The sequence below is a fragment of the Micromonospora sp. NPDC000442 genome (genome assembly GCF_042898635.1).
In the GTDB taxonomy this organism is placed as follows: Bacteria; Actinomycetota; Actinomycetes; order Mycobacteriales; family Micromonosporaceae; genus Micromonospora.
The window spans coordinates 1-8,340 of sequence record NZ_JBIAYZ010000045.1 but is presented as its reverse complement, the minus strand read 5'-3'; the positions used below and the strand labels follow the sequence as shown (position 1 = coordinate 8,340).

Sequence of the window (8,340 nt, the reverse complement as noted above, 5' to 3'; positions counted from 1 at the left end):
CGACAAACCCACCCGCGCCTCGAAAACCGCCCCAAACGTCCCCGCAGGAAGATCAACCACAGTGCCGTTCCAACCGAGCAGAAGCTGCTCCCGCTGCGGCGCCTCGAGCACCTCCACCGCGTGCACCGGAACATCGCCCTCGGCGAGCGCGGCGACCAGATTCTCGACGGCGGTGCACAGCAACCGCCCGATCGCCTCCGGGTCGAGGGGGTTGGTCACCTCCACGCTGAGGCTCAGCCCGCCCGTATCCCGGTCGTTGACCGCCACCGTCAGTGGATAGTTCGTCCGCTCCCGCGAGTAGACGCTGCGGATGCCCTGCTGCGTCCCACTCGGCTCCCCGCCCGGCGCGACAAACCGGTAGTTGAACAGCGACGTGAACAGCGGCGTGTTCTCGGCGACCCCGCTCGCCTGCTGTGCCACGGCCAGCGACGCGTGCTCGTGCTCCAACAGCGCCGCGAGCTGCCGCCGCATCTCCGCCACCGCGGCGCGCACCCCCACCCGCCCGGTCGGCACCCGCACCGGCAACGTGTTGATGAACGGACCGACCACCCGGTCGGCGCCCGCACCCGCGTTCATCCGGCCGAACAGCACCGTGCCGAACACCACGTCGTCACGGCCGGACAGCACCGACAGCACCCGCGCCCACGCCACGTGCAGCACGGTCGCCGCGCTCACGCCGAGTTGCCGCGACACCTCGCGCAGCCGGCCGGCGACGTCGTCCGGCACCGGCACCACCGCGGCGGTCGACCCGGTGCCGTCGCCCAGCACGTCCATCAGGCCGTACGGCGCGGTCGGCTCCGTCACGTCGCCGAGCAGCACCGCGAAGTACCGCTCGTGCTCGGCCCGCGGAACGCTGCGGGCCTGCGCCACGAAGTTGCGGAACGGCAGGGCCGGCGCCAGCTCCGCCGACCGCCCGTCGAGGATTGCCTGCACCTCCTGTTGGAGGACGTCCATGCCCTGGTGGTCCTGGAGCATGTGGTGCATCCGCAGCAGACCCAGCCAGCCGTCACCGTCCCGCGCCACATGCACGTCCATCAGCGGCGGCCGGCTCAGGTCCATGCCCGGCCCGGCCAGCTCGACCAGACCGGCCACCGGGTCGGCCGCCAGTTCCTCGCCGAGCAGGTGGGTCGTCACCGGCAGCGCGACGGTGCGCCACACCACCTGCGCCGGCTCCGGCAGCCCGTCCCACACGACCGCGGTGCGGTAGATGTCGTGCCGGTTCACGACCTGTTGAAGCGCGGCCACGAACGCGTCGAGGTGGCCCCGTGTGTCGAACCGCATGACGAACGCCGAGACGTACGGATCCTCGCCGTCCCGGGCCATCAGATGGTGGAACAGCAGGCCTTCCTGAAGCGGCGCCAACGGGTACACGTCGGCCACGTTCGCCGCGCCGCCTTCGACGCCGGCTACCACGCGCTCGACATCGGCGTCGGTGAACGCGACCAGCGGCAGCATGTCCGCCGTGATGTGGTCCGCGCCGTCCGGGATCAGGTTGTCCGGTACCACGAGCACGTCGGCCGCGGTGGTGGAGGCCAGCCCGGCCGGGGTCGGGGTCTCGAACAGCGCCCGCACCGACACCGCGACACCGCGGCCGCGCAGCAGCTCCACCAGCCGCACCGCGAGCAGCGAATGGCCGCCCAGGCGGAAGAAGTCGTCATCGACGCCGACCCGGTCGAGGCCGAGCACCTCGGCGAAGACCGCGCACAGGATCTCCTCCTGCGCCGTGGCCGGGTCGCGGCCCGTGCCGGCCGAGTAGTCCGGCGCCGGCAACGCCCGCCGGTCCAGCTTGCCGTTGACGGTCAGCGGCAGCCGGTCCAGCACCACCACCGCGGCGGGCACCATGTACTCCGGCAGCCGCTGCCCCGCGAACTCGGCCAGGCCGGTGATACCGGCGTTGCCGTCGGCCGGTACGACGTACGCCACCAATCGCCGATCCCCAGGGGCGTCCTCGCGCACCGTCACCGCGGCGTGGAGCACGTCCGGGTGGGCCTGAAGGACCGCCTCGATCTCGCCCGGCTCGATGCGGTAGCCGCGGACCTTGACCTGTTGGTCGACCCGGCCGGCGTACATAAGTTGCCCGTCCGGGGTCCATTTCACCAGGTCGCCGGTGCGGTACATCCGCTCGTCGGAGCCGAACGGGCAGGCCACGAACCGTTCGGCGGTCAACGCGGCGCGGCCCACATAGCCGCGCGCCACCCCGGCGCCGGCGACGTAGAGTTCACCGGCCACGCCCGGCGGCACCGGGGCCAGGCTGTCGTCGAGCACGTACGCCCGGGTGTTCGCGATCGGGCCGCCCACGGTCGGGGCCTGGCCCACGGACAGCGGCGCCGACATCGTGGCGCACACCGAGGTTTCGGTCGGGCCGTACGCGTTCACCAGCTGCCGCCCGGTCGCCCACCGGTCCACCAGGGCCCGGTCCAGCGCCTCGCCCGCGGACACCACGGTCCCGACCGAGCGGACGGTTGCCGGGTCCAGCACGGCCAGCACCGCCGGCGGCAGGGTCGCGTGGGTCACCGCGTGCCGGTCCAGCAGCTCCGCCAGGCCCGAACCGGGCCGCAGCTCGTCGGCGGGGGCCACGACCAGCGCGCCGCCGCCACCCAACGCCATCAGCAGTTCCCACGTGGCGGCGTCGAAGCCGATCGACGCGAACTGGAGCACCCGCGCGCCCGGCCCGGTGTTCCAGGTCCGGGCCTGCGCCAGCCGCAGGTTCACCGCACCGGCGTGCGACACGACGACGCCCTTCGGGGTGCCGGTCGACCCGGACGTGTAGATCACATACGCCGCACCGGCCGCGGAGAGCCTTACCGGCACCGGGCTGTCGTCGACGTCGCCCAGCTCCGACACCACCGTGGCCGGCACGGTCCAGTCGCCCTCCGTCGAGGTCAGCATGTGCTGCGCGCCACTGTCGGACAGCATGAACTCGATGCGCCGGGCCGGCGCCTTCGGGTCGATCGGCAGATAGGCGCCGCCGGCCTTCCAGACGCCGAGCAGCGCGGTCACCAGGTCGACGCCGCGGTCCATCACGACCGCGACGACCGACTCCGCCCGGACGCCCTGGGCGGCCAGGTGCCGCGCCACCCGGTTGGCCGCCGCGTCCAGCTCGCGGTAGGACAGCTCGACGCCGTCGCCGATCACCGCGACCGCGTCCGGGAAGGCGGCGACCTGCCGGTCGAACAGGTCCACGACGGTGGCGTCGGTGATCTCGGCGGCGGTGTCGTTCCACCCGACCAGCACCCGGTCCCGCAGGCTCGCGTCGAGCAGTTCGACGCCGCGCAGCCGGGTGCCGGGGGTGGCGGTCAGAGCCGTCAGCACCCGTACGAACCATGCGGCGATCCGTTCCGCGGTCGGCGCGTCGAACAGGTCGGCCGCGACCACGAGCACACCGTGCAGTCCGGCCGGGCGGCCGTCGGTGTCGAACGCCTCGGCTGCGGTCATCTCCACGTCGAATCGCGCGTTCACCGCTCCGGCTTGCGCCGATGGCCGGCCGGCCGTGCCGCGTTCGAGGTTCTGCAGGGTGAGCATCACCTGGAACAGCGGATGCCGGGCCAGCGACCGCAACGGCGCCAGCTCCTCCACGAGACGCTCGAACGGCACGTCCTGGTGTTCCAAAGCATCCAACGTGGACCGCCGCACCCGACCCAACACCTCAGCGAACGTCGGGTCACCCGACAGGTCCGTACGCAGCACCAAGGTATTGACGAAGAACCCGACCAGATCGTCCAACGCCTCGTCATTGCGCCCCGCCACCGGGAAACCGATCGGAATATCATTCCCAGCACCCAGCCGGGACAACAACACCGCGAACGCGGCCTGCAACACCATGAACGTGGTCACGCCCTCGGCCCGAGCCAACTCGACAAGCCGCAAATGCACCTCAGCCGACACCGACAGCGGCACCTGATACCCACGATGCGAAGCCACCGCAGGCCGCGGATGATCCACCGGCAGAGTCAACTCCTCCGGCGCACCCGACAACGCCTCCCGCCAATAGGACACCTGCGCCGACAACAGGCTCCCCGGATCCGACTCCGACCCCAGCAACTCACGCTGCCAAACCGCGTAATCGGCATACTGCACCGGCAACGGCACCCACACCGGCGCCTCACCCCGCAACCGCGCCTCATACGCCAACGCCAGATCCCGATTCAACGGCGCCGCCGACCAACCGTCGCTAGCGATGTGATGCACCACCAACACGAGAACAGAAGGCTCAAACAACCACGCCCGGATCGGCAACTCAACAGCGAGATCGAACGCATAGCCGGTCGCCTCACCCACAACCCGATCCAGCTCCTCCGGCGCCACCGCGTGCACCTGAAGAACCGACGGCACCTCCCCAACATCCAGAATCCGTTGATACGGCTCACCGTCCGCCACCGCGAACACCGTCCGCAACGACTCATGACGACCAATCACGTCACGCAACGCCGCATCCAACGCGCCAACATCCACCCCACCATCCAGACGCACCACCACCGGAAGGTTGTAAAGCGGACTCGGCCCTTCAAGCTGACCAAGGAACCACAACCGCTGCTGCGCAAACGACAACGGCACACGCTCCGGCCGGTTGTCCGTCCTGATGGCAAGCCGCGCCCGACCAGCATGGCCAGCCGCCAGCCACCCCACCAAACCCGCCACAGTCGGCGCCTCGAACAACACCCTCAGCGGAATCTCGGCACCCAACACCGCCCGAACCCGCGACGACAACCGCACCGCCAGCAGCGAATGCCCACCCAGACGGAAGAAGTCATCATCGACGCCCACCCGATCCAGCCCCAGCACCTCGGCGAAGACCCCACACAGGATCTCCTCCTGCACCGACACCGGACCACGACCGGACCCCACCTCATACTCCGGCGCCGGCAACGCCCGCCGATCCAACTTCCCATTCACCGTCAACGGCAACCGATCCAGCACCACCACCACCGACGGCACCATGTACTCCGGCAACCGCTGCCCCACAAACTCCCGCAACCCAGTGACGTCCCCACCGGCCGACACCACATAAGCCACCAGACGCCTGTCGCCGGGGCTGTCCTCGCGCAGCACCACCGCCACCTGGCCGACCGCCGGGTGGTCCTGAAGAACCGCGGCGATCTCGCCGAGCTCGATCCGGAAGCCACGCAGCTTCACCTGGTCGTCGACCCGGCCGAGGAAGTCCAGCGTCCCGTCGGCGGCCCATTTGGCCAGGTCGCCGGTGCGGTACATACGCCGGCCAGGCTCGAACGGCGACGCCACGAACCGCTCACCGGTCAGCCCGGCCCGGCCCACGTAGCCGCGGGCCACGCCGGTGCCGGCGATGTACAGGTCGCCGACCACCCCGGGCGGCACCGGCTGGAGGAATCCGTCCAGCACGTAGACCTGGGTGTTGCCGATCGGCCGGCCGATCGACGGCTCACCGGTGCTCTGCTCCCGCACCACCGAGGAGGTGGACCAGATTGTCGTCTCCGTCGGGCCGTACACATTGGTCACCCGCCGGGCGGTGTCGCGCAGGGCCTGGGCCACCGGCAGCGGCAGCGCCTCACCGCCGACCAACACCTCGAGCCCGGCGGCGAGTTGCGGCTGCTCGGCCAGCAGCGACTGCCACAGCGTCGGGGTGGCCTGCACCGTGGTCACGCCGGTGCGGTCGATCTCGGCCCGCATCCGGGCCGGGTCGTGCACCGCGTCCCCGCCGGCCACCACCACGGCCGCGCCGCTGAGCAGTGGCACGAACAGTTCCAGCCCGGCGATGTCGAAGCCGACCGTGGTCACCGCGAGCAACCGGTCGGTCGGGGTCATCCCGACCCGGCCGCGCATGTCGACGAGGAGGTTGACCAGCGCGCCGACCGGGATGGCGACGCCCTTCGGGCGGCCGGTCGATCCGGACGTGTAGATCACGTACGCCGCGCTGCCCGCCCACACGCGCACGCCGGGCATCGGACCGTCGTCGACGCCGGCCAGTTCCGCGACGACCGTCGTCGGTACCGTCCACTCGCCGGCCGCCGAGGTCAGCATGTGCCGCGCCCCGCTGTCCGACAGCATGTACTCGATCCGGTCGGCAGGCAGGTGCGGATCCATCGGCACGTACGCGGCCCCGGCCTTCCACACGCCCAGCAGCGCGGCAACCAGGTCGATGCCGCGGTCCATCACGACCGCGACGAGCGACTCGGCGCCCATGCCCAGCCCGGCGAGGTGACGCGCCACCCGGTTCGCCGCCGCGTCCAGCTCCCGGTAGGACACCTGGACCTCGTCCGCGATCACCGCGGGCGCGTCCGGGGTGGCCGCTACCTGCCGCTCGAAGAGTTCGACCACCGAGGCGTCCGGGATCTCGGCCGCGGTGTCGTTCCAGGCGGCCAGCACCTGATCCCGCTGGGCGTCGGTGAAGACCTGCACCGCGCCGACCGGCGTCTCGGCGCCGTCGTCGAGCGCGGTCACCAGGTGGTCGACCGCGGTGCACAGGAGCTGAGCCACCACCTCCGGATCGGCGGGCTCGGTCACCTCCACGCCGAAGGTGATCCCGCCGCCGGCCAGGTCGTTGACCGACATGGTGAGCGGGTAGTTCGTCCGCTCCTGCGAGTACACGCTGCGGATGCCGCTGGACGCGCGCTCGCCGTCCGGCTCGGCCAGTCCGTGCGACACGTGCCGGTAGTTGAACAGCGACGTGAACAGCGGCGTGTTCTCGGCAACCCCGCTGGCTTGCTGCGCGACCGCGAGCGGAGCGTGCTCGTGCTCCAGCAGCGCGGCGAGCTGCCGCCGCATGTCCTCGACCGCCTCGCGCACCCCCATTCTGCCGGAGCGGACCCGCACCGGCAGCGTGTTGATGAAGGGACCAACCACGCGGTCGGAACCGGCGCCCGCGTTCATCCGGCCGAACAGCACCGTGCCGAACACGACGTCGTCACGGCCGGACAGCGCGGCGACCACCCGGGCCCACGCCACGTGCAGGACCGTCGCCGCGCTTACGCCGAGTTGCCGGGACAGCTCCCGCAGCCGGTCGACGAGTTCGTCCGGCATCGCGATCGCTGCGCCCAGGCTCTCGGCGCCGCTTCGGCGAACGTCCATCAGGCCGTACGGCGCGGTCGGTTCGGTAACGTCGCCCAGCAGCTCGGCGAAGAACCGCTCGTGCTCCTCCCGCGGAACGCTGCGGGCCTGCGCGACGAAGTTGCGGAACGGCAGCGCCGGCGCCAGCTCCTGCGCCCGGCCGGCGAGGATGGCCTGCACCTCCTGCTGGAGCACGTCCATGCCCTGGTGGTCCTGGAGCATGTGGTGCATCCGCAGCAGCCCGAGCCAGCCGTCGCCGACCTGGGCGGCGTGCACGTCCATCAACGGCGGCCGGCCCAGCTCCATTGACAGGCCGACCAGGTCGATGAGCTGCTTCGCCGGGTCCGGGTGTCCCTCCGCCAGCACGTGCGTCGCCAGCGGCACGGTGGCGTGGCGCCACACCACCTGGACCGGCTCGGGCAGCCCGTCCCAGACCACCGCGGTGCGATAGATGTCGTGCCGATCGACCACCTGCTGTAGCGCCCGCACGAATCCGTCCAACAGGGTCCGGGAATCGAAACGCATGACCGAGACCAGGACGTACGGGTCCTCACCGTCCTCGGCCATCAGGTGGTGGAACAGCAGTCCCTCCTGCAACGGCGCCAACGGATACACGTCGGCGACGTTGGCGGCGCCGCCGTCGACGCCGGCCACGATCTGGTCGACGTGGGCGTCGGACAGCTCCACCAGCGGCAGCATGTCCGCCGTGATGTGGTCCGCGCCGTCCGGGATCAGGTTGTCCGGCACCTCGACGGCGTCCGTCCCGGTGGACGTGGCCAGACCGGCCGGGGTGGGCGTCTCGAACAGCGCCCGCAGCGACACGGACACGCCGCGGCTACGCAGTTGCTCGACCAGTCGCACGGCGAGCAGCGAATGCCCACCCAGACGGAAGAAGTCATCATCGACGCCCACCCGATCCAGCCCCAGCACCTCGGCGAAGACCCCACACAGGATCTCCTCCTGCACCGACACCGGACCACGACCGGACCCCACCTCATACTCCGGCGCCGGCAACGCCCGCCGATCCAACTTCCCATTCACCGTCAACGGCAACCGATCCAGCACCACCACCACCGACGGCACCATGTACTCCGGCAACCGCTGCCCCACAAACTCCCGCAACCCAGTGACGTCCCCACCGGCCGACACCACATAAGCCACCAGACGCCTGTCCCCCGGCACGTCCTCACGAGCAACGACCGCAACCTGCAAAACCTGCGGATGCTCCTGAAGAACCGCTTCGACCTCGCCGGGCTCGATCCGGAAGCCACGAACCTTGACCTGCTGATCCGCGCGACCCGCGAACACCAACTGCCCGTC

At 70.9% G+C, this 8,340-nt stretch carries 1 protein-coding gene; it reads right to left on the bottom strand.

The features are described 5' to 3' along the window. A partial coding sequence (locus ACFY2A_RS30435) for an amino acid adenylation domain-containing protein (protein WP_387176773.1) occupies positions 1–8,328 on the bottom strand: 8,328 nt, incomplete at its 3' end. Positions 8,329–8,340 lie beyond the last annotated feature (12 nt).